Annotated in this window: 13 protein-coding genes; 4 read left to right on the top strand and 9 right to left on the bottom strand. The window is 32.9% G+C overall.

The window, feature by feature from the left end; all coding sequences use genetic code 11:
• Window positions 1-10 precede the first annotated feature (10 nt).
• Together AAEO58_RS03560 and AAEO58_RS03555 are read right to left on the bottom strand one after the other, a co-directional pair.
• Window positions 11-3,499 carry a fibronectin type III domain-containing protein gene (locus AAEO58_RS03560; RefSeq protein WP_341681983.1) on the bottom strand — a complete coding sequence of 1,163 codons (3,489 nt, stop codon included), beginning with the start codon at window positions 3,497-3,499 and terminating at the stop codon, window positions 11-13.
• A 274-nt stretch (window positions 3,500-3,773) separates the two neighbouring features.
• A complete protein-coding gene (locus AAEO58_RS03555) occupies window positions 3,774-8,675 on the bottom strand; it encodes a choice-of-anchor D domain-containing protein (RefSeq protein WP_341681981.1) in 4,902 nt (1,633 codons plus the stop codon).
• A gap of 171 nt (window positions 8,676-8,846) precedes the next feature.
• Here AAEO58_RS03555 and AAEO58_RS03550 point away from each other — a divergent pair, with 171 nt between their 5' ends.
• Both AAEO58_RS03550 and thiL read left to right on the top strand, forming a co-directional pair.
• Entirely contained in the window at window positions 8,847-9,281 is a 435-nt protein-coding gene (locus tag AAEO58_RS03550) for a regulatory protein RecX (protein ID WP_341681979.1), read from the top strand.
• Window positions 9,282-9,941: 660 nt separating this feature from the next.
• Entirely contained in the window at window positions 9,942-10,988 is a 1,047-nt protein-coding gene (gene thiL, locus AAEO58_RS03545; protein WP_341681977.1) for a thiamine-phosphate kinase, read from the top strand.
• A 189-nt stretch (window positions 10,989-11,177) separates the two neighbouring features.
• Here the strand turns inward: thiL and AAEO58_RS03540 are convergent, their stop codons facing one another.
• The 5 genes from AAEO58_RS03540 to AAEO58_RS03520 form a co-directional block, all read right to left on the bottom strand.
• The gene (locus AAEO58_RS03540) at window positions 11,178-13,457 is read right to left on the bottom strand and encodes a cation:proton antiporter (RefSeq protein ID WP_341681976.1); all 2,280 of its coding nucleotides are present in this window, start codon (window positions 13,455-13,457) and stop codon (window positions 11,178-11,180) included.
• A 132-nt stretch (window positions 13,458-13,589) separates the two neighbouring features.
• Entirely contained in the window at window positions 13,590-14,303 is a 714-nt protein-coding gene (locus AAEO58_RS03535) for a LytR/AlgR family response regulator transcription factor (RefSeq protein WP_341681973.1), read from the bottom strand.
• Window positions 14,290-15,018 carry a sensor histidine kinase gene (locus AAEO58_RS03530; RefSeq protein WP_341681971.1) on the bottom strand — a complete coding sequence of 243 codons (729 nt, stop codon included), beginning with the start codon at window positions 15,016-15,018 and terminating at the stop codon, window positions 14,290-14,292. The genes AAEO58_RS03535 and AAEO58_RS03530 overlap by 14 nt, the downstream gene beginning before the upstream one ends.
• Window positions 15,019-15,091: 73 nt before the next feature.
• Window positions 15,092-16,633: a glycine--tRNA ligase gene (locus AAEO58_RS03525; protein WP_133609316.1), complete on the bottom strand. Its 1,542-nt coding sequence runs from the start codon at window positions 16,631-16,633 to the stop codon at window positions 15,092-15,094.
• Between the two features lie 60 nt (window positions 16,634-16,693).
• Window positions 16,694-17,464, bottom strand: coding sequence for a hypothetical protein (locus tag AAEO58_RS03520; RefSeq protein WP_341681970.1), 771 nt, complete (start codon window positions 17,462-17,464; stop codon window positions 16,694-16,696).
• Between the two features lie 62 nt (window positions 17,465-17,526).
• On the opposite strand from AAEO58_RS03520, the gene AAEO58_RS03515 reads away from it, so the two are divergent.
• Both AAEO58_RS03515 and AAEO58_RS03510 read left to right on the top strand, forming a co-directional pair.
• Entirely contained in the window at window positions 17,527-18,210 is a 684-nt protein-coding gene (locus tag AAEO58_RS03515) for a ComF family protein (RefSeq protein WP_341681968.1), read from the top strand.
• 67 nt (window positions 18,211-18,277) lie between these two features.
• Window positions 18,278-19,879 carry an Ig-like domain-containing domain gene (locus tag AAEO58_RS03510; RefSeq protein WP_341681966.1) on the top strand — a complete coding sequence of 534 codons (1,602 nt, stop codon included), beginning with the start codon at window positions 18,278-18,280 and terminating at the stop codon, window positions 19,877-19,879.
• Here AAEO58_RS03510 and AAEO58_RS03505 read toward each other — a convergent pair.
• Together AAEO58_RS03505 and AAEO58_RS03500 are read right to left on the bottom strand one after the other, a co-directional pair.
• Window positions 19,876-20,640, bottom strand: coding sequence for a nitrilase family protein (locus AAEO58_RS03505; protein WP_341681964.1), 765 nt, complete (start codon window positions 20,638-20,640; stop codon window positions 19,876-19,878). The genes AAEO58_RS03510 and AAEO58_RS03505 overlap by 4 nt on opposite strands.
• Window positions 20,641-21,093, bottom strand: a complete 453-nt coding sequence (locus AAEO58_RS03500; protein WP_291137753.1) for a hypothetical protein — start codon at window positions 21,091-21,093, stop codon at window positions 20,641-20,643.
• Window positions 21,094-21,113 lie beyond the last annotated feature (20 nt).

Raw genomic sequence — 21,113 nt, 5'->3', positions numbered from 1 at the left:
TTTAGAATTATTAGAAAATCAATTTCTTAGCTATTTTTTTGCCATTTTCAAGTGTAACTTGAATAATTAATGGTTCTTTATTTTTTTGAAGTGTATTAATTTCAAATGTATCAGCGTTAACATTTTTCTGGTTAACTAACAGCTGCCCAAGAACATTGTGTATCTGAATACTTTGAATCGTTTCATTACTTGAATAAACTGTAATTACATCAGACGAAGAGATCAATACATCAGAATTGTTTTGAAAATCTTCGTTTCCTAGAGTTTCGTTAGTGTAACGCAATACAAATCTATCGTTTATTATTCCTGAATTTCCAGTAAACGAATACGGATTTTGTCTTAAATCGTGAATAACACCTAAAGTTTTATCTTCTAAATAAATGTTTTGATTATTAGAAAAAAGCCCATCTACTGCAGCAATAGCAATTTTATAAATTCCATTTGAAGGTAATTTAACTCCTAATGGAACTCTATCTTCTTGCTCAAATGGCAATCCTTTTCCTTGTATAGTCATAACCTCTTCACCTATCAAAGAATAAAAATTTTGAGCACTTTTATAATCTGTTAAAGCATCGAACATTCTGTCTTTTCCTGTTGTTGCGCCATCTACATACGCTACTAAAGTTCTGGTCGTTTCATTTGTTGGGCTTTCTAAGTCTAACCAAATTCTATGACGTTCCCCATCTTCACTAGGACCTGAATTTGTGGTATTTGCGTTTCTATAAAAATGACTATTCGAATAATTTTTGTTTCGCATTGCATTGTTAAACAAAGCGGTTGAAGTTGCAGCTGGTCCTGGATTCATTAAAACAAAGAAACCTTGTCCAGCTCCAATAACACCAGGTACTCCAGGTCCGCTTGTAGCTCCTGAACCATTAAGTGTAATGTAATCTCCTGCAGTGTAATTTGAAGCGAAATTATTATAAAAAGGATCTGATATAGCTGTAGTAGGCAATGTACCATGCGTCCAAAGTCTAATAAAACCATCAAGTTCAGTATTCGCGGTTAAGAATGAATTAATGCTAATAGATGATGGATATGGATTTCCTAATAAATTCCAGTTGTCGTCAGTAGCCAATCGCATTACTCCATTTGGACCAGCAGTCCCTGCATTTAAATTAGCACCTCTAGCAATTGTAGGGGTATAAACACCATTATTTGGAACTCCATTATTAAAAGTAGCCGTCCAGTTTTGATTTGCGGTATTACTAAAACCATTTGGAGCTCTTACAATATATCCTTGTCCGCCTAACATAGTTGTTGAAGCATTTACCCAATTTCCTTCTCCTCCATTTGGGTTTAAAATAGTTGGATTCCATTGCCAATGAAAATAAGCTGGTGTTAATGGCGAAATACTATTTACATCAAAACCACTAACTGGTGACGACCAATATACATAATCTTGCAGTTTTACCGAAGCTATTCTTTGGTAAGAAATATTTCCAGTGTTAACACCTAAATCGTTTACTTGTACTAATGAACCGTTATTTAAAACATTTAAAGTACCGTTATTTGTAATATTGTTTTCAATTAATACATAATCTTTTGGACTTACAGTTAATGTAGCACCGCTATTTATTATTAAACTACAACATTCAAAATTTCCATTTATAGCCGAGTCATAATTCCCGTTTATAGTTGCTATTGTACTAATAGTTGGTGGTATTGACCAAGTAGCACCGTTCCAAATTGTAATAGCACGTGTTACTGTAATTACTGACGAGTTGCTGCTTGTGCCACATGGTCCCAAAGCACGCAATCTATAATAAATAGGATTGTTATAAATATTAGTCAAATTAATAGATAAGCTATTTCCTACATTTAAATTTTGGTAACCAACAATAAAAGTTCCTGCTGTAAATGTCGAAGTAGTAGCAACATCTATTACATAACTTGTAGCACCTGCAATTGCACTCCAATTTGCAGTAAAACCATTACAAGAAATAGCCGTAGCAGGTTGCGCAACTGGTCCAGAAAATGCAGTAGTTGTTAATTGAATACTATTAGAAACATTACTTGTTCCGCATGAATACACAGCACGTACTCTATAATGATAAATTGTGTTATTTGTTAAGCCAGTAATATTCAAGCTAGTTACATTACCAACATTTAAAGCTGTGTAACCCGTAACAAACGTTCCTGCAGTAAAGCTATTAGAAGTTGCAACATCTAACACATAAGAAGTTGCGTTAGCAATGGCATTCCAATTGGCTGTAAACGATGTACATGTTATTGTATTCGCAGTGATTGCAGTTGGAGGAGCACCATTTGGCGAGGTAGTAATTATGATGGAATTACTTGGAAAATTACAGGATCCCAAGCTTGAGGTAGCACCAATTACTCTTCTATAATACCTAACTACGTTTGAAGGTCCGGGATTACTAATTGCTGGTGGTGTATAGTTTTCAGAAGTAGCACCAACAATATTTGTAAACGTAATATTATCAGTACTAACTTGCCATTGAAAAGCAATAGTTGGATTAATCGTTCCACCATTGTAAGCAAAAGAAGATCCATCTAAAACTCCTGGCGATACGTTGTTGCAAACTGTAGTGTTTGCAGGAGTTGCAACTGTATTTGAAGCAGCATCAAAAGGCTGAATTCTTAAATCGGCAACATTTTGCCCACCATATTCATAAAAATCGAAAATTAATTCAGCATTTCCATCTAAATAGACCAAAACGTTATTATAGTTAGTTGGCCCTTGTTGTTTCCATTCACTAAAAACTAGAGCTCCATCATTATATAATCGAATACCGTCATCACCTCTCATGCTAATGATATAACAACCCGCAGGTCGCGTAGATAACATTCTATATCTTACGGCAAAAACTTCAGTTCGAATATTGGTACGATTTATCCCATTTGATAATACTGGAAAACATACATTATCACCTCCAAAATTTTCTAATAAAGATTCCGATGAAACATTATAATATCCTACATAATTTGTATTCTGAAAAGGAAATGTATTCTGTGGTGTTGCAGGTGATGTACTACCGCCCGGAGGAGGTGATGTACCCAGCCAATTGTACACATGTCCTACCCAAGTGTTTGTGCCAGATGTTGTTAGATTATCAAAAGTATTTCCAACACCCGTTAATGTAATGGTTAAAGTTACATTACTTGTATTTGTGTGAACACAAGCTCCCTGAGAAACAATAATTTTAATATTTCCAGAAAATGTTGAAGTCCAATTTATTGAAGTTCCGGTTGCACCAGTTGCACTTATAATTTGTGCATTTGTTGTACCATCATAAACGTTAATATTTTCATCAAGTGTAGTATAAACGTCACCAACACTAAATGTATATTGAAAACCTTGAACCACATTAACTGTAACAAATCGATCTGTTCTTGTGGTTACGTTTGTAGATTGACCAGGGTTATCTACACAAAAAGTTTGGATACTTGCTTGGGTATTTGCAACAGGATAAGAACATTGTGAGTAAGACAAATAAGAACTTAAAACAAATAAGAGAGATAAAATTTTCTTCATAAGAACAATGTGTAGAGGTATTTATTCCCTCTTTTTAATTTTTTAATTCATAAAGCCCTTCAAAATAAAGACTTTATAATAATTTTTAAATTTTTTAAATTTTTTGCAAAGGTAATCTAATTTTTAAATTAGATTGCAAAAATAATCATCAAAAAATTATTTTTAGTTAAAATAAATTGCTTAAAACCAATATTATAACAACTTTAACCATTGTTTAGATACAAAAAAGCCCAATCGAAATAGATTGGGCTTTTAAAACATATACAGTTATAGACTAAAAAATCAATTTCTTGGCTATTTTTTTACCATTTTCAAGTGTAACTTGAATAATTAATGGTGCTTTATTTTTTTGTAGTGTATTAATTTCAAATGTATCAGCGTTAACATTTTTCTGGTTAACTAACAGCTGCCCAAGAACATTATGTATCTGAATGCTTTGAATCGTTTCATTACTTGAATAAACTGTAATTACATCAGATGAAGAGATCAATACATCAGAATTGTTTTGAAAATCTTCGTTTCCTAGAGTTTCGTTAGTGTAACGCAATACAAATCTATCGTTTATTATTCCTGAATTTCCAGTAAACGAATACGGATTTTGTCTTAAATCGTGAATAACACCTAAAGTTTTATCTTCTAAATAAATGTTTTGTCCTCTTTCGAATAAACCATCAACAGCACCAATAGCAATTTTATAAATTCCACTTGAGGGTATTTTAACTCCTAATGGAACTCTATCTTCTTGCTCAAATGGCAATCCTTTTCCTTGTATAGTCATAACCTCTTCACCTATCAAAGAATAAAAATTTTGAGCACTTTTATAATCTGTTAAAGCATCGAACATTCTGTCTTTCCCTGTTGTTGCGCCATCTACATAAGCTACTAAAGTTCTGGTCGTTTCATTTGTTGGACTTACTAAATCTAACCAAATTCTATTTCTTTCGATATTTCCACCTGGTCCAGAATTTACAACATTAGCGCTTCTGTAAAATTGATTGTTAGAATACCCAATGTTACGCATTGCATTATTAAATGTAGCCGTTGTAGTAGTAGCCGCACCTGGATTCATTAGAACAAAAAACCCTTGACCCGCTCCAATAACACTTAAAGTACCAGGACCACTTGTAGCCCCTGCACCATTTATTGCAATGTAGTCTGAAGCTGAATAATTATAAGTAAAATCATTATAAAAAGGATCTACAGAAGACGTTGGAAGCGTTCCATGTGTCCATAACCTTACGAAACCATCAAGTTGAGGATTTGCAGTCAAAAACGACCCTATGCTAATTGCAGAAGGATAGGGATTTCCTAGTAAATTCCAGTTGTCGTCATTAACAGTTCTCATTATACCGTTTGGACCAGCAGATCCTGCATTTAAATTAGTTCCTCTTGCGATTGATGGTGTATAAACTCCGTTGTTTGGAACTCCATTATTAAAAGTAGCCGTCCAGTTTTGGTTTACTGTATTGCTAAAGCCGTTTGGAGCTCTTACAATATAACCTTTTCCACCCAACATTGCTGTTGAAGCATTTACCCAATTTCCTTCTCCTCCATTTGGATTTAAAATAGTTGGATTCCATTGCCAATGAAAATAAGCTGGTGTTAATGGCGAAATACTATTTACATCAAAACCACTAACTGGTGACGACCAATACACATAATCTTGCAGTTTTACCGAAGCTATTCTTTGATAAGAAATATTTCCAGTGTTAACACCTAAATCGTTTACTTGTACTAATGAACCGTTATTGAAAACATTTAAAGTACCGTTGTTTGTTAAATCATTTTGAATTAAAACAAAATCATCTGCTTGAATATTTAATGTAAATGTTGCATTTACTAACAAACTACAACATTCAAAATCACCGTGCGAAGTTGTATCATAGTTACCGTTGATGATTGCCAATCTACTTAAATCTGGAGCGCCATTTGACCAAGTTGTTCCATTCCAAGTTGTTGCATTTGTATCTGTAATTTTTATAGCATTAGTAGCTGTATAACAAGTAGCTGTATTCTCTCTAATTTGACAGTAATATTGGTAGTTTATTACTCCAGCAGTTGAAGAAATAGACAAAGAAGCTGTTGTTGCTCCACTATAAATTCCTCCATTTGTGACAGCTGTCCAAGTTGCACCACCTGGTGTAGCAAAAAACCACTGATAAGCTAATGCATTTCCTCCTACAAATCCTTGAGTTCCAGCAGTAGTTAAAACCACCGATGTAGCAGTACAAGATGGTGTGTATGAAGGATGAGTAGTTACACTTGGTGGCACGCCACTCGTAGGAAGCACTAACCCAGCACTTGGCCAACATTGTCCTGAAACTAAAGGAGTAGTGCTCCAGTCTGCAGCCACAAATGTAGTTCTTGCACTTAATGATCCTGTATTTCGAACCATATAATAACCTTTATTGAAATAAGTATGCACATCATCAATAATAACACTTCCATCTGCATTTCTTAATTGAATACCATCATCCCCATTAAAACCGTTATCAATAGTACCATTTGTTGATGCCGGTCCACAACTACCCACTGAAACTTTCAATATTCCTAAAGCTCCAGGTGCAATTGTACCGGTTAAATTAGCATAGTCAATTTCATTTCCATCTCCATAATTAGTTGTTCTCCAAATACTGTAATTTACTAGATCAACTGTGACAGCTGTTCCATTATAAATGGTTATAAATCCTCCTGAATTATCAAATTCATCATGAATATCATAAATAATTAAATCTGTAGTTGCAGCAATTCCTTCACAGGCTGAATTATCTTCAGCTATCACAGTAAAGGAAGAATACGATAAATCACAACCTCCAGCATCTTGTATAGTAATGTTACCCGTTGTAGCCCCTACAGGAACAACAGCTTCGACAACCGATCCTGAAATAACAGTAAATACGGCCGTAGAAGTTCCGAAATTTATAGTTGTTGCTGTTGCAAAACCACTACCATTAATAGTTACAACTGTTCCTACTGGACCTGTAATTGGTGAAATTGAAGAAACAGAAGTAGTTGGTGTACAAACTGTTGCAATACCAACAATATCAAATGTATATGGATTTTCATCTGTATCATTGTTAGCAATATTTACAGTAGCATTACTTGTACCTGCTGCAGACGGACTAAAAGTTACTTCAAAAGTAGTTGAACCACCCGCTACAACAGTTGATGCGGGGTTTACTGATACATAAAAATCCGCAGCATCAACTCCTGTAATAGTTATACTAGAAACATCTAAAGGGTCTGTTCCTGTATTATAGATAGTATACGTATGAGAAATATCATTACCAATTGTTGTTGTACCAAAATCTGTATCATCAGTAGTTGACGCTGAAATATCTCCGTCTGCAATTGTCAATCCATTTCCTTGAACATCAATTTCCACATCAGCTGGTGGAGTATTACATACGCTTATATCATCAAACCACAATAATCTAACATTAGTAACTGTATGAATAAACATCCCTCCAATATAACTACCCGATGTAATTGCTGTATCTGTAACGGTTCCTGCACTAACTTCACCAGAGCCATTTGAATTGTATAATAATTCCCAATCACCTGATGCACTTCTTGTAACTCTTATACAAACATCATCTGAAGCATTCCAATCAAAAGTACTTGTTAAAATTGGTGTGTAAGTAGTTCCAGAAACAGAATAAAGTGTTAATAAATCTGATGAACCAGACATGTTTACCCCCACTGCATAACCATCAGCGGCTGCAGTGAAATTTGAATTCGTTGAAACAATATGAAATACGAATTTATTATTGCTTGTAGGATCAAAACTGCCATTTCGCATACAGAAACTCCATTCGTAATCTGCTGAAGCTAAATTAAGAGCTAAATTAGTATAAAAATAACTTGTCCCAGCTACTGTTGTATTATCTCTAATTTCACCTGTACTAATTGTCCAATCTGAAGTATTAGACCACTGACTTAATGTACCACTAAAATTGTCTGAAAAACAAGAAAGAATAGTAAGTATCAAGGTTTCATTATCAGAACCTATTCCATTTGTAGCTGTAATTGTAATATTAAAACTTCCTGTTACTGTTGGTGTACCAGAAATAATTCCCGTTACAGTATCTATAGATAAACCTGCTGGTAAACCAGTTGCATTATAACTCGTTGGCAAATTTGTTGCCGTAATTGTATATGTAAAAGGCGAACCTTGATTACCAGAAGCCGTTAAACTACTTGTAATTACAGGTGCACTTATTCCATTTCCTTGAATAGCGAAAGTATATGGGTTTTCATTGCTATCATTATTTGCGATGCTTACCGTTGTTGTTCGCAAACCATCAGCCGATGGATCAAAAGTTACTTGAAAAGTCGTGTTTCCTGAAGCCGCAATACTATTTGAAGGAATTGCTGTAACTGTAAAATCAGCTGCATTACCTCCTGAAACAGTAACATACGGACTCGCACCTGTTAAACTTAAAGCTGCAGTTCCTGTATTTTGAATGGTAAATGTTCTTACAATTGTTCCTGAAGCAGTAGAAACAGCACCAAAATCGGTATGGTCAGCTGTATCTGGTGTTACATCTCCTGAAACTATTGAAGCACCATTTCCTTGAAGGTTGATTTCTGGAGAGCTCGAACATGTTGCAGAATGTGCACCTAAACCGGACACATCATCAATATTAAAAATATCCCACTCGGTTGACAATGTGGTAAAAGCCCCTGCTCCAGTTCCTGTTGGATTAACAATTACCCCGCCACATATATTAATCTTTCTACGTAGAGTTCTATCAAGAGTAGAATATCCAGTTGCTGTCCAAGCAGTTCCTGGGTCATTTCCTATTCTTCCAAAAATATCTACATTTGAATTTGTTGAAATTTTATACAATACAATCGCATCATCACCGTTAAAATTTACAGAAGCATTATTTATTCCCGCATAAAGAGTCGAAGCACTATTCTTATAAACAATAACTTGTCCATCGGCAAGAGTCCCAGACAACAAAATATCATTTGTGGTGGTTGCACTACCATTTGCGTACAGTCTCAATCTATAATCTGATAGATTTACCGAAACCCCAGTTCCATTATATATCTCTATATATTTTTCACTCCCAGAGCCTTCTACATATTCAGAGATAAACAATTCTGTAGCCTGTCCCCAACTCGCAACCGAGCAAAATAACGCAACAATAAGTAATTTTAATTTCATAACTTTGAATGAAAATATTAGATTTGGTTAAGTTTTACTTCTTTGTCTAAAAAAAAGCTTAAAAAGGTAAATCATAATTTTTTGATTTTAAAATATTTACTGCATTATCAAATTGTTAACGAATTGAAAACTAATAAATCCGCTTTTTCCTTAAAAGAAATCTATTCTAAAATGGAATACTATTGCGCCTATCAGGAGCGATGTTACAAGGAAGTGGAAGAAAAATTATATTCGTTTTCTGTTAGCCAATCTGAAAAAGAAGAAATTCTGACTTATCTTATTGAAAATAATTTTATTAACGAAGAACGCTTTGCTCAAAGTTTTGTTCGCGGCAAGCACAATTATAAATTTTGGGGTAAAAATCGCATTCTAAACGAACTGAAATTTCGAAATATCTCTTCTCGAAACATTCAAACCGCTCTTAAAGAAATTCCAGAAACTACTTATTTGCATAACTTTCACACCTTAGCGGAAAAAAATTGGGAAACCATCACGGAACGAAAAGGACCAAAAAAGAACAAAAAATTCGTCGATTTCTTACTTCGTAAAGGTTATGAAACGAGTTTAATTTATGAGAAGTTGAAAGAGTTGGAAGTGGGGAGTTAGGAGTTGGGAGTTATTACACAGAGATTCACAGAGTAACATAGAGACACACTGAGCTTTAAAAAAAATTATAAAGTTCTTTGTAAAATTTAACGAAACTTAGCACCCCTTTAAACCGCAGATTCGCAGATTTTAAAAATTTACTTTGTGCTACTTTGTATAACAATAAAACCGCAGATTCGCAGATTTTAAAAATTTACTTGTGCTACTTTGTATAACAATAAAACCGCAGATTCGCAGATTTTAAAAATTTACTTGTGCTACTTTGTATAACAATAAAACCGCAGATTCGCAGATTTTAAAAATTTACTTTGCGCTACTTTGTGTAAAACTTTGCGCTACTTTGTGTAAAAATAAAACCGCAGATTCGCAGATTTTGCATGATGTTGCACGAAGTTTTTACACCGAGCTACACGGAGATTTTTTGAAGTGAATTGTGTTAAAAAGAGATGCTCAGAGGCGTTTTACTTTTTTGATTTAAAGGTGTTAAAGTGAATTGTTTATAGAAGGAATTGTCCCAATGAGGGGACTTTAGGGGTGTAGTGATGCTGATTTAACCGCAAAGTTCGCAAGGTTTTAAAAATTTACTTTGCGCTACTTTGTGTAAAACTTTGCGCTACTTTGTGTAACAATAAAACCGTACTTTTGCAAAAAAAATAATCCATGTTAGAAAATAAAGACCAATCAAGAACCAGTTTATCGCAATTAGGCGAATTTGGTTTAATTGAACACTTAACTAAAAACTTTAGTATTACTCACGAGTCTACACTTAAAAGCATTGGTGACGATGCTGCCGTTTTAGATTTTGGAGATAAAAAAGCGGTAATTTCCACCGATTTATTAGTAGAAGGCGTTCATTTTGATTTGGCGTATATGCCGTTAAAACACTTAGGATATAAAGCGGTTGTTGCGAATGTGTCTGACATTTGTGCGATGAATGCGACTCCAAAACAAATTACAGTTTCGATAGCAGTTTCAAATCGTTTTCCTTTAGAAGCTTTGGAAGAATTGTTTGAAGGAATTACGTTAGCCTCAAAAATTTACAATGTGGATGTAATTGGTGGCGATACGACTTCTTCACAAAAAGGATTAATTATTAGCATTACTGCTATTGGTGAAGCGAATTTAGAAGATATCGTATATAGAAACGGAGCGAAAGAAAACGATTTATTAGTGGTTTCGGGCGACATTGGTGCAGCTTACATGGGATTACAAGTTTTGGAACGCGAAAAACAAGTATTTCAAGTCAACCCAAACAACCAACCTGTTTTAGATGATTACACCTACTTAATCGAACGCCAATTAAAACCAGAAGCGCGTAACGATATTAAAGAATTATTAGAAAAATTAGAAATCAAGCCAACTTCAATGATTGATATTTCGGACGGTTTGTCGTCGGAGATTTTACACTTATGTAAGCAAAGTAATGTAGGTTGTAATTTATACGAAGAGAAAATTCCAGTGGATCCGCAATTGATTAATGTGTGCGAGGAATTTAATTTAGATATCACAACCGTAGCATTAAGCGGCGGCGAAGATTACGAATTGCTTTTCACCATTGCCATGGAAGATTTTGACAAAATTAAAGGTAATCCAAATTTCACCGTAATCGGACATATGGTTGCAGCGACCGAAGGAAATCATTTAATCACAAGAGCAAATACTAAGATTGAATTGAAAGCTAGAGGCTGGAATGCTTTGAGTGAGTAGTGTAAAGTTAAAAAACTATAGCAACGATTTGCTTTCAGTTGTTCTCGATACATTTTTCACAAAATAGCTAAGGCAATTTTATGAAAAACACTCGAAGTGACGCTAGTGGAAAACCGAGAGTTCAGAAAATATAAAAACCCCAAATTTCAGTTGAAGTTTGGGGTTTTTAACATAACAATTAACCTTAAACTATTCCTTTCCTTCCTGAATAATCAATGTAGAAGGTGTGCTTGACAACCAAGTACTTCTGGTTTCAACCAATTTTTTCCAACTATCTAAACTTACCATCATTAAATCTTGTGATTTTAAGAAATCTTTATCTATTTTTTTATCATTTAAAATAGCAATGTGATTTGGAGTAACTTGTTCAATTGCTCTTATTTCTTCTTTTAATTCAATATTGTTTTTTACAATTCCTCTAACATCTAATATCGACACTTGTGATTGATTATTGTAGATTAATTTTTTAGCATATTGAATTAAGAAAATATCTTCTTCATCAAAAATCGGGATGAACACAGTTCCAGCATTTTCAAAATTTTTATCAATTAAAATTCCTAACGGAACTTCTGTTTTATTGATAATGTAACGTGTTCGTTCATCAAAAACATCTTCTTCAAACAAGTTTTCTTTACCTGTGAACGTGTTTAACAACCGGTCTGGGGTAATGATTCGAGTGGTAAATCCTAAAATTTTACCTAATAAACTTCCTTCATAAATAGATTGTCCTAATCCAATTAACAACAAATCAAATTCGCCTTGATTAGCTACTTTGCAAATATCAGCATCAATATCGTTTGACACCTTAAAAAGTGTGGTTACATTAACATTTAGTTCTTGAGAAGTTGACAAAATAGGTTCAAAACTATTTTTTTCATATTCGCCAATACTAAACTGATTCACTTCATTTGCATGCGACAAATGCATAACTGTTAATAACGAATTTTGCTCTTGCTTTTTTGTGAAAAAATGCGCTAAACGGGTTAGAACTTTTCCGTTATTGTTATCTCCGAAAGAAATTAAAACTTTAAACTTAGCTTGTTCAATAATCTTATCTGTAATTTCTGCTACGGATGAAGTCTTGAAAATTCTATCAATTAAACTCAACGCTGGACCTGTCATAAAAGTGGTTACCAAAGCCATAATTACCATCATAGCAAAAACTTGTGGTGTTAAAACGCCTAAGTCGAAACCAATATTTAAAACAACTAATTCCATCAAACCTCGTGTGTTCATTAAGGCGCCAATAGTTAAACTATCTTTCCAATTTTGCCCAACGAATCGAGCGGCTAAAGCACTACCTAAAAATTTACCCACAACGGCAACTAAAACAATAAATCCGGTAACTTTCCATAAATATGGATCATCAATTAATCCGATTTTTGTTCGTAAACCTGTAAAAACAAAAAACAAAGGCAATAATAAAACAATAGAAACGTCTTCGATTTTTTCGATGAAAATATTTCTAAATTTCATGTTATCTGGCATTATAATACCTGCCATAAATGCCCCAAAAAGCGCATGAATTCCAATTACTTCTGTTGCATAGGACGAAATTAGAAGTGTCACAAAAAATATAGCCACTACTGGTTTGCTCATTTTTTCTTGCGTAGCATATAAATCGCCCACGCGTTTTAAAAATGGTCTTACAAATTTAAGCATCAAGAAGACATATGCTACGGCAAGTAATATCACATAAATAGAACTTACAAAAGAACCTGCTTTTACGATAGCAATTACAACCGCTAATAAACACCAAGCCGTAATATCGTCAGCCGCAGCACACGTAATTACCATAGCACCTAATTTCGTTTTATGCAAACCGCGTTCTTGAACAATTCGGGCTAAAACTGGAAAAGCAGTGATACTCATTGCAATTCCTATAAACAAAGCAAAAGATAAAAATTGAACACCTTCAGGTGCAAAAGAAGTATAAATGTAATACGCCAAACAAACTCCTAAAGCAAATGGAATAATTATACTTGCATGACTTATCACTACAGCGTCATGCGCTTTGTTTTTAAGCACTTTTAAATCTAATTCCATTCCTATTACAAACATGAAAAGAATTAAACCAATTTGACTCAAAAACTGCAAATTTGGCAAAGAAGCAACTGGAAATAATAACGCTGAAAATTCTGGAAAATAGTGTCCGAAAAAAGAAGGTCCAAGCATGATTCCAGCAACAATTTCTCCAATTACTGATGGTTGACCAATTTTACGACAAATCCAACCAAATAGTTTGGCTACTAAAATTATGGTGACAATTTGAGCTAACAAAATTGCTAATGGATGTTGCAAATTATGCGTTAGCGAATTGACAAAGTCTTGCCAATTGGAGTTTCCAGAAATTTTTTCTTGCACATTAACATCTTCAAGAATTTTCCCCTGCTTGAAAATCCAATACATTAGAAACGAGAAAAATCCGATAATGACAATATAGAAAATGCTGTTTTTGTAATTCTTCATACTTCTTGTTTTTTGATTAGAATACTTTCAATATTCAATTACAAATTTCTAAATATTCTCTTTTGTAAAATCGGAATTGTAAAAAAGGAACTTGTTTATGTAATGAAAAAAGAAAAAAATGTAATGAAGCCGTTAGAAATTTTTCATTTTCTCTGAAAACTCAACTTTATAACTATTCCCTATAGAAAGCACCAATTTTTTGTTTTGAAATACAATTGAAGTGTCAATTTGGTCGGCTGTAAAAAAAGTCACACATTGCAAGCGAATCATTTCATTCTTATTGATTTGACAATACGAATTAGACGGAAGCAACTGTTTTAATTTTTCAAACGTAATGTTTTTCAAAGTAATGAATTGGTTATCATAAATCATTTGCTTGTCGCGACTATCAATTGCTGATGTTTGGATGTGCAAAATGTTTTCAATTTGTAAAACTGCTTTTCCTTTTTCGGTTTGCCATTGAATGGTTTGAGCAATTGGAGCTGTTTGTTCCTTTCGCAAAAGAGCTTTATCAATTGCCACTTGTAAACGATCTTTTTTTAATGGCTTGGTTAAATAATCAACTGCATTTAATTCAAAAGCTTCCACCGCAAATTCTTTGTAAGCCGTTGTAAACAAAATCATTTTCGATTGAATTAATTGTGCTACTTCTGTTCCTTTTAAACCAGGCATCTCAATATCACAGATACATAAATCGTAGTCTAATTTTTCTTGTTCTTTGATAAAAAGCAATGGATCATTGAATGATTTTACAATTTCAATTTCAGGAATTTGTTCGCAGAGCAACTTCAAATAAGTCAACCCTGGAATTTCATCATCTAACAAAACACATTTAAGTTGTTGCATCTTTGAAATCTATTTTTAATTGTGCTACATAAGAATCGCCATCAATTCCAATATTGAGTCTGTAGTTATTTCCGTAAATTAACTTCAGTCGTTTTTCAAGATTTTGCAATCCGATACCACTGTTTTCCTTTAGTAATTTAGGTTGTGATGATATTTTATTAGAAACCGTAATCTTAAAATAAGCATTTCGACATTCTAAAACAATATTTATAAACGAATCCGAGCTTTGAATATCGGCATGTTTAAAAGCGTTTTCAATTAAATCTACCGTAATTAAGGGCGGAATTACCGGCTTGTTATAAAACGAATCTTCCGTATCAATTTTTGTCTTAACCGATAATTCAAACAACGGACTTAATTTGATTTTATTGACTTCGATAAGTTGTTGTGTAAAATACAATTCGTCTTTTGGAGTCACTCTGTTTTTCTGACTTTCGTATAAAATATAATCCAAAACTCCCGACATTTTATCAATCGAATAATACGTTTGGTACGCGTGCGATTGAATGGAATTTAAAATATTTTTAAACAAATGTGGATTAAGTTTAGAACTGATGTTTTCGAGTTCTAAAAACTTGGCTTTTTCATAAACTTCCGCATTTTGTTTTTGAAAGTCTTGAAGTGTTTGCGTTAGTTTTCTGTTGTAATTCCAAAGCCACAATAATCCTATGATTAATAGAATTAAAACAACACTATATACAATTATCCAATTCATATACTATTTTGAACAAAGTTAAAAAAATAAGACCTTCAAAAAGAAGGTCTTACTACATATTTTAAAGTGTTTATTACATTTTCATCAACCAGTTTCTCATCGAAACTTCGTTGTTGATGATATCGCGTAATTCAGAAATTTTCACTCTATCTTGTTGCATAGAATCTCTATGACGAATGGTTACGGTTTCATCTTCTAAAGTTTGATGATCTACGGTGATACAAAATGGTGTGCCAAGAGCGTCTTGTCTTCTGTAACGTCTTCCTACCGCATCTTTTTCATCGTATGCTACGTTGAAATCCCATTTTAAATCTTCGATGATTTTATTTGCAACTTCTGGCAAACCGTCTTTTTTAACTAATGGTAAAACCGCAGCTTTTGTAGGTGCTAAAACTGAAGGCAAACGTAAAACTGTTCTTGTTGAACCATCTTCTAAGGTTTCTTCTTGTAAAGCTTTTGAAAAAACAGCCAAGAACATTCTGTCTAAACCAACTGAAGTTTCCACCACATAAGGCGTGTAGTTTGAATTGGTGTCGTTGTCAAAATATTGTAATTTTTTTCCTGAAAACTGTTCGTGCGCTTTCAAATCGAAATCAGTTCTTGAGTGAATTCCTTCCAATTCTTTAAATCCGAATGGGAAATTGAATTCGATATCAGCAGCAGCATTTGCATAATGAGCTAATTTTTCATGGTCATGGAAACGATAGTTTTCTTTTCCTAAACCAAGTGACAAATGCCAATTTAAACGTGTTGTTTTCCAGTATTCGTACCATTTCATTTCTTCTCCTGGCTTAACGAAAAACTGCATTTCCATTTGTTCAAATTCGCGCATACGGAAAATAAATTGTCTTGCTACAATTTCGTTTCTAAACGCTTTACCCGTTTGAGCAATCCCGAAAGGAATTTTCATACGACCTGTTTTTTGAACATTTAAGAAGTTTACGAAAATACCTTGAGCCGTTTCAGGACGTAAGTATAAATCCATAGCGCTTTCAGCAGAAGCGCCTAATTTTGTTCCAAACATTAAGTTGAATTGCTTCACATCGGTCCAATTTTTTGAACCGCTATCTGGACAAGCAATTTCTAATTCTTCGATTAAGGCTTTTACATCTGCAAGGTTTTCTGTCTCTAAAGAGCGCGCCATTCTTTCCAGAATTTCCTTCTTTTTAGACAAATATTCCATCACACGAGGATTGGTTGTTTTGTATTGCTCTTCATCAAATGAAGCACCAAAACGCTCACGTGCTTTGTCAATTTCTTTTTGTGCTTTTTGATTTAATTTTTCGGCATAATCCTCAATTAAAACATCGGCACGGTATCTTTTTTTAGAATCTTTATTATCGATTAATGGGTCGTTAAAAGCATCAACGTGACCTGAAGCTTTCCATGTGGTTGGATGCATTAAAATTGCAGCGTCTAAACCTACAATATTTTCGTGCATTTGCACCATTGCTTTCCACCAGTATTCACGGATGTTCTTTTTTAACTCCACACCATTTTGAGCATAGTCATATACTGCGCTTAAACCATCGTAAATTTCGCTTGACGGAAAAATAAATCCGTACTCTTTTGCATGCGAAACTACATTTTTAAAAATATCATCTTGTTTTGCCATACTGCAAAAGTAAAAATAGGAATGTAATAAAGAAAAGAAATTGAAGAATAAAAATAAGAATTATTGATATTCAAAAATTGTGGTGCCAATTTTAACGAAATCATGATAAATATTGATTTTATATTTACCTTTTATAGTTTTCTTTTGATCCAAATTAACATAAGTACAAACATCTGTATCTAATTTCTTATAATTTGCATTTACAGAAGCACTATATTGCAATTTAATATTAGTATCTGATTCAACAAAAGTATCTCCTAACGAAATAATTTGATTTTTTGGGTTTACCACTTGTACATAAATTGTCTTTGAACCTGAATATACCAATTGGTTTTCTTCTAAAGTAAAACAAACTCTTAATTGTTGAATTTTTGCTTCACTCATTTTGTAAGCATCAGAATAAATTTTAACACCTTTTGCATTAACATTCAAAGCTGTAAGTTGAGCTGTTTTACTACCTTTTTTAGAATTTGAAACAATATTCATCTTTGAAAGAATGTCTTTAGAGCCTTGTTGTTTTTTAGCAAAAAAAACAATAGAATCTTCTACTGATTTAAACCTTGAGTTCTGTTTTGTTGATTTTCCTGACCGAACTAACTTAATTTGTTCATCAAATCTTAAACTATCCATTTTATTTTTAGCACTTAAAGAATCGTATTTGTGAAGAATTTCTGTAAGTTGACTTTCTAAAACTTTGTTTTCTAGTTCAGAGTTCTCGGTGTAGTCCTTAAAATCATCTGAGATTTTATAATATTTGACACTTAAAAACAAAGACAAAAGCAGCAATACTAAGATACTTATTTTGGTTATTTTGTTTTTTCTACGTGTCATTTTATAAACTTTTTTTATAAATTTATTCAAAAATGTTAATGTTAGTATAATTAATCGATAAAATGCTGAAATATCTGATAAACTTACTTTTTCCAAAACTTTGCTTAGGTTGCAACGCTTTATTACTCAATAATGAGAAAATTATTTGTAGCGAATGCAATCATAATTTACCTATTACTAATCATCATATTTTGGAGCACAATGATACAACAAAAAAATTTTATGGCATAATTCCTATAGAATTTAGTGCGTCAATGCTGTATTTTCATCATAAAGGTATTGTTCAAAATTTAATTCATAATTTGAAATATAAAAATCATCAAGAAGTGGGTTCCTTGCTTGGAAAATGGTATGCAAAAGATTTAGAAAATGTTAGCCAAATACAAACTGTCTCGGAAATTATTCCCGTTCCATTACATAAAAAAAGATTAGAAGAACGAGGTTATAATCAAGTTACTACTTTTTGTGAAGCTTTGTCAAAAGAACTTGAAATACCTTATAATCCAAACCTTTTATACAGAAGTCGTTATTCCAAAACACAAACCAAAAAAGACAAAGAAAATAGAAAAGATATTGCCAACTCCTTATTTGATGTGAATTTCACCGAAGCTGACCAAAACAAACATTTCTTACTTGTTGACGACGTAATGACATCAGGCGCTACACTTGAATCTTGCGCAAAGGCATTGTTAAAAATTCCAAACAGCAAAGTTAGTGTTGTAACCATTGCCTATACGCTATCATAAAAATTACTAAAAATTGTATGTTTGTACTAATTATAGTCGTTATTTTGTAACCACATTATTTGAGAAAATGACAAAATTTAAATACATAGCTTTTTTATTAGCAAGTCTTTTATTATTAACCAATTGCGCTAAGCGCGGAACCATTACTGGTGGTGATAAAGATACCATTGCTCCTAAAATCATCAATAGTAATCCAGATAATTTTACTACCAATTTCAAAGGAAACGAGATCAAAATTAGCTTTAACGAATTAATCAAGGTAAAAGACATTAACAAACAATTGATTATTTCTCCTCCAATGAAAAAGCAACCCATTATTGTACCACAAGGAAGTGCTAGTAAATTCATTTCAATTAAAATTTTAGATACTTTGGCACCAAATACGACTTATAGTTTCAATTTTGGACAAAGTATTACCGATAATAACGAAGGAAATTCGTATTCGCAATTCAAATATGTTTTTTCGACAGGAAATTATGTAGATTCTTTAACTGTGGTTGGAAAAGTAAAAGATGCTTACGAACAAAAACCAGATAATTTTGTTTCGATAATGCTCTATGATGCTCAAACATTTACTGATTCAACAGTATTTAAAGAAACACCTCTTTATATTACCAACACTCTAGACAGTTTAAAAGTCTTTTCATTGGAAAACCTAAAGGAAGGCTCTTATAAAATTGTAGCCATGAAAGACGTAGCTGGTAATAACAAATACAATCCAGCAATAGATAAAATTGGATTTATTGACTATCCAATTACAGTTCCTACCTCAGATATGTTTGAATTAGAATTGTTTCAAGAAAAGAAACCTTTTAAAGCAGACAAACCATCACAGGAAAGTAACAACAAGCTTTTCTTAGGATACGAAGGTGATTTTAAAAACACTAAAGTTACAGCTTCTTATGGTAACACTGAAGTACCAATTAAAATTGCCAAATTCCCTGAAAAAAACAAAGATTCTATTCGAATTTTTTATCCAAAAATGAAAATGGACTCTTTACAAATTTCTGTCACTAACAAAGACTATTCTAAAACTTTTAATGCAAAGCTAAAAGATTTAAAAGAAGCAGATTCGCTAGACATTGAAAACAAAACAGGTGGTATTTTAGCGTTTAGAGACGCATTCGTTCTTAAATCAAAAACACCAATAATCGCTATTGATGAATCTAAAATTGTATTACGAAGTAAAGATTCTACAACTGTAAAATTTACCTCAAAATATATTGATTTTGATCAGGAAATTGTTTTTGATTTTGAGAAGAAAGAAGATGAAAAGTATACCATTGAATTACTTCCTGGTGCTATCAAAGACTTTTACGAAACCACAAACGATTCACTAAAATATAATTTTAGTACCAAGCAACTTTCTGATTATGGAAATTTAAAAATCAACATTTCAAACATTAAACGCTTTCCATTTATCGTTGAATTGATGGATAAAAATGAAGTTTTGTATAAAATGAGTTCAACAAAAGAAACAAGTGTTTATTTTGAAACCATTGAACCAAAATTATATACGATAAGAATCATCTACGACGATAATTCCGATAATGAATGGACAACAGGAAATTACCTTGCTAAAAAACAAGCCGAAGAAATTATCTATTTCCCAAAACTAATTGATGTTAGGGCAAACTGGGATGTAGAGCAAGATTTTATTTTGGATTAGAGGATTGTAAAATCATCCCTGTCGTTAAGAAAGTTCAATTTTTGACGTGTTTCTTGTTGGGCGTTTTTATCCAATTCGAAGATAAAAACTCCTAATTCATCTTCGCAATCCACAATTGTATTTCCTAAAAAGTCAGTTGCCTTAGAATGTCCAGGATATTCTAATTTATTGGCATCTTCGCCTGTTCTATTAACACCAATGGTGTAGCACATATTTTCAATGGCACGCGCTTTTAAAAGAGCATCCCAAGCGTTAATTCGTGGTTTTGGCCAATTGGCAACGTACAATAACAAGTCGTAATTTTCAACATTCCTAACAAAAACCGGGAATCGCAAATCGTAGCAAATTTGTAGACAAATATTCCAATTATTATAATTTACGATTACTTTTTCAATTCCTTTTGTGTACACTTTATCTTCGCCAGCTAAGGTGAATAAATGTCTTTTGTTGTAAAACTGCACTTCGCCAGATGGAAAAACAAACACCATTCGGTTATAGAAATTTCCGTTTTCTTTTATTACTAAACTGCCCGTTATGGCACAAGTTTTCTTTTTTGCTAATTCTTTTAACCAAGCCATTGTTTCGCCTTCCATAGTTTCAGCTATAGCAGATGGATTCATGGTAAAACCTGAAGTGAACATTTCTGGCAAGACAAATAAATCAAATGATTCGTCTTCATTTAAGAAATATTCCTCAATGAATGTTCGATTGATTTCTGGATTTTCCCAAGCTAATTTGGTTTGAAAAAGGGCTACTTTCATTTATCTTATTTTTATTGAATACTCCCATTTATCTGATGGGTGATTATTAGAAATTGACGGTATTAAAACTAATGGCACTCCTCCAATAATGAAGCTTCCTCCAATAATTGCACCCCAACCTCCGGTACCAACTGTTACCACACCAGCAATTATCGCAAAAGAACCATAAACAATGAAAATAGGATTTGCTATGGTCCCAAAAAGTGACTTTTTCTTCATTTTTATGATGTCTTCTAACAGTATAACTTTTTCTTCAATTATAATACTTATGGAATCCTTTATTGTGAATCTTCCATAAAGTTTTTGACCATCTTTTGTCCATACCTTAATACGCTTGTTCTCCTTAATTTCTTTGGTAAAATTAGAATTTAACTTTTGAATAACTAAAGTGTTACTTTGCGATATAACAGCAATTGAAAAAAGAAAGAAAAACAAAAGAAATAGCTGTTTCATATTGACTAATTTATCAGGTT

The sequence above is a fragment of the Flavobacterium helocola genome (genome assembly GCF_038289885.1).
Classification (GTDB): domain Bacteria; phylum Bacteroidota; class Bacteroidia; order Flavobacteriales; family Flavobacteriaceae; genus Flavobacterium; species Flavobacterium cheniae.
This window is presented reverse-complemented; position numbering and strand designations above follow the sequence as displayed.

Bases quoted from the DNA above. Each gene is read 5' to 3' on its own strand.
- AAEO58_RS03530 (WP_341681971.1), bottom strand. From the start codon at position 15,018: ATGAATTGGATAATTGTATATAGTGTTGTTTTAATTCTATTAATCATA.
- AAEO58_RS03550 (WP_341681979.1), top strand. From the start codon at position 8,847: ATGGAATACTATTGCGCCTATCAGGAGCGATGTTACAAGGAAGTGGAA.
- AAEO58_RS03510 (WP_341681966.1), top strand. From the start codon at position 18,278: ATGACAAAATTTAAATACATAGCTTTTTTATTAGCAAGTCTTTTATTA.
- AAEO58_RS03535 (WP_341681973.1), bottom strand. From the start codon at position 14,303: ATGCAACAACTTAAATGTGTTTTGTTAGATGATGAAATTCCAGGGTTG.
- AAEO58_RS03505 (WP_341681964.1), bottom strand. From the start codon at position 20,640: ATGAAAGTAGCCCTTTTTCAAACCAAATTAGCTTGGGAAAATCCAGAA.
- AAEO58_RS03520 (WP_341681970.1), bottom strand. From the start codon at position 17,464: ATGACACGTAGAAAAAACAAAATAACCAAAATAAGTATCTTAGTATTG.
- AAEO58_RS03560 (WP_341681983.1), bottom strand. From the start codon at position 3,499: ATGAAGAAAATTTTATCTCTCTTATTTGTTTTAAGTTCTTATTTGTCT.
- AAEO58_RS03515 (WP_341681968.1), top strand. From the start codon at position 17,527: ATGCTGAAATATCTGATAAACTTACTTTTTCCAAAACTTTGCTTAGGT.
- AAEO58_RS03540 (WP_341681976.1), bottom strand. From the start codon at position 13,457: ATGAAGAATTACAAAAACAGCATTTTCTATATTGTCATTATCGGATTT.
- AAEO58_RS03500 (WP_291137753.1), bottom strand. From the start codon at position 21,093: ATGAAACAGCTATTTCTTTTGTTTTTCTTTCTTTTTTCAATTGCTGTT.
- AAEO58_RS03555 (WP_341681981.1), bottom strand. From the start codon at position 8,675: ATGAAATTAAAATTACTTATTGTTGCGTTATTTTGCTCGGTTGCGAGT.
- AAEO58_RS03525 (WP_133609316.1), bottom strand. From the start codon at position 16,633: ATGGCAAAACAAGATGATATTTTTAAAAATGTAGTTTCGCATGCAAAA.
- thiL (WP_341681977.1), top strand. From the start codon at position 9,942: ATGTTAGAAAATAAAGACCAATCAAGAACCAGTTTATCGCAATTAGGC.